Genomic DNA, 1,364 nt, shown 5'->3' on the forward strand with positions numbered 1-1,364 from the left:
GGTAGTGCCCGAAAGGTTGCGCACTTTGGATCATGCCCGTCCATGGCGCGATGATCAGTTCGCTTCCTGCAGATTGTCATCGAGCCGGGACATGTCGAGGTAACGCCGGTTGGACCATTCGTTCGCGGTGACGTACCTGATGCGCGCGCAGACGAGCATGAGCGCGCTGTTCCCGTCCGGGAAGCTTCCCACGACGCGCGTGCGCCGCCTGATCTCGCGGTTGAGCCGTTCGATCATGTTGTTCGTGCGGATGCGCCTGCGGTGCCCGTCCGGGAACTCCGGCAGCAGGTAGGTCGTGGTCTCGCCGATCCCCTCCCGCAGGCAGTTGGCGGCGGCCTTCAGCCTCCTGGCCTCCATCTCCGCGGCGACGGTCTCGGCCTTGTCCAACGCGGATTCCCGGGACTCCATGGCGAACACGGCCTTCAGGGCCGCCGACGCCCATTCGCGGTGGCTGGGCGGCACCTTGGAGAGCACGTTGCGCAGGAAGTGCGCCATGCACCGCTGGTACCTCGCCTTCGGCAGCATCGAGCCCACCGTGGAGACCAGTCCCGCGCACCGGTCGCCGACCACGAGCCGGACGCCCTTCAGGCCGCGTTCGATCATGCCGCGGAAGAACTGCTCCCAGCTGGCGGAATCCTCCCTCATGCCCTCGGCGACGCCGATGACCTCGCGGTGCCCGTCCTTGCTGACGCCGATGGCGACCAGGATGCTGACGTTCTCCACGCTTCCGCCCCAGGAGCGCTTGTGCCACACGCCGTCCACGAACACGTATGGGTACTCGTCATCCAACGGCCTCGTGCGCCATTCGTCGATCTCGGCGTACACGCGCTTGAGCTTGTCGCTCAACGTCTGGGACGGCATGCGGTCGCCCCACAGCAACTGGCTGATGTCGTCGACCTGCCTGGTGGACACGCCGGCCAGGTACATGTCGATCAGCGCCTCCTCCACGCTTTCCTCGCGTCTGCGGTAGCGTTCGATCACCGCGGACTCGAACAGGGCGCCCTTCAGTTTCGGCACCTTGAGCCCGAGCCTGCCGGCCTTGGCGGTCAGGCTCCGCTCGTAGTGGCCGGCCCGGTACGCCTTCCGTCCGCCGGAACGCTCGTATCTCGCGGCGTTGGCGATCTCGTCCGCCTCGGCGTCGAGCATCGCGTTGACTATCCGCTCGACCTTCTCGCGCACCATGGCGTCGAGCTTGCTCTCGAACATGGCCTGGTCGAACTGTATGATTTCCTTGGACATGGCTCCGTGCCTCTTTCCAATCGCGGTTTTTCATTGTCTAGCGACTGAAAATCGTACCCGGCGCGGCCCATGTCCTTTTCCATCAAGGCCGGAATCCGAAAATGCGCAAGAATTCGGACGTTATC

Annotated in this window: 1 protein-coding gene; it reads right to left on the minus strand. The window is 64.7% G+C overall.

All coding sequences use genetic code 11. From position 1 onward, the window contains the following. Positions 1–54 precede the first annotated feature (54 nt). The gene (locus tag CLV65_RS08625; RefSeq protein ID WP_100346302.1) at positions 55–1,239 is read right to left on the minus strand and encodes an IS256 family transposase; all 1,185 of its coding nucleotides are present in this window, start codon (positions 1,237–1,239) and stop codon (positions 55–57) included. Between the last annotated feature and the right edge of the window lie 125 nt (positions 1,240–1,364).

Source organism: Pseudoscardovia suis (assembly GCF_002797875.1).
Classification (GTDB): domain Bacteria; phylum Actinomycetota; class Actinomycetes; order Actinomycetales; family Bifidobacteriaceae; genus Pseudoscardovia; species Pseudoscardovia suis.

Excerpts from the sequence above, each read along its gene's own strand:
- CLV65_RS08625 (WP_100346302.1), bottom strand. The coding sequence starts at position 1,239 with ATGTCCAAGGAAATCATACAGTTCGACCAGGCCATGTTCGAGAGCAAG.